This is a genomic window from Arenibacter sp. F20364, from assembly GCF_023015905.1.
Lineage (GTDB): Bacteria > Bacteroidota > Bacteroidia > Flavobacteriales > Flavobacteriaceae > Arenibacter.
Map to the genome: position 1 here is coordinate 1 of NZ_JALKBD010000119.1, position 956 is coordinate 956.

The following is a 956-nucleotide window of genomic DNA, read 5'->3' on the forward strand; positions in this document are numbered from 1 at the left end:
TTGCCCGTTCCAGAGGCCCCGGTGAGGATGATGTTTTCCTTCCGGGCCATAAAATCCAAGGTTCCCAGGCGCGCGAACATGTTCCTGTCCAGGTTGCGCTGTTGGGCATAGTTCACCTCGGCCAGGTTGGCGGTCTGTGCGAACCCCGCCTGTTTCAACAACCGTTGGATCTTCCTGTTCTGGCGGTCCTCCCACTGGTGGTCCGTGAGCAGGGCCAGATATTCATCTGTGGTAATGTCGGCCACACCGTTGTCCCTTATGTACTGTAGGTGCAATTGGGCCATGGCCCCCAGGCGCATTTGTTTCAATTTTTCGATCGTCTGTTCATTGTTCATAATGTATTGGATTTAAGTTATTTATTATTGATAAGCGGAGGCGCCCCGTATGTTCCCGTGGTCAGGAATATGGCTCTTGTCCTCTTCCAGGTCCCGGTAGAACAGGGAGCTTTTGTCCAGGTTATTCTTCAGTATGTTCCTGATCCGCATATAGGTGGCGGCATCCGCCTGCAGGGCCCTTTTGCAGGCATTGTCCAGGCGTTCCGCACCGTAGGCCTTATGGAGCTGTATGACCCCCATGGCCCGTTTATATCCTATTTCAGGATAGTCCCCCTTGGCCAGTATCGCCTCCACACAGCTCAGTACATGGTCGCCGTGTCGGGCCGCTTTCCTTTTAAAGAACTCCGGGCTCCAGTCACTATAATATTTATGGGTGCTGCTAAGATGTTCCCTGTTGGTATTATAGCTGCCTTTTTCCGTATGGCGCCTGTGCAGGGCTATCCGCTTTTGGTGGTAATAGATCTCGACAACGGAACCGGTGTAATGGATGGTGGTCTCTTTTCCGATATAGCGGTAGGGAACGCTATAATAGCTCTTGTCCGGGGAGAAGTATACATAGCCCATCTTCTGGACCTTGGCCCTGCGGTAATCCTTTAGCTCGTACGCACTCCCGGGCAGGGG

2 protein-coding genes are annotated in these 956 nt (G+C 52.8%); both read right to left on the reverse strand.

The features are described from left to right. Window positions 1-335, reverse strand: a 335-nt coding sequence (locus MWU84_RS24465) for an ATP-binding protein (RefSeq protein WP_246906542.1), incomplete at its 3' end; no start/stop codon positions are given. 24 nt (window positions 336-359) lie between these two features. After that, window positions 360-956: hypothetical protein (locus MWU84_RS24470; RefSeq protein ID WP_246906545.1), on the reverse strand; the 597-nt coding region annotated here is incomplete at its 5' end.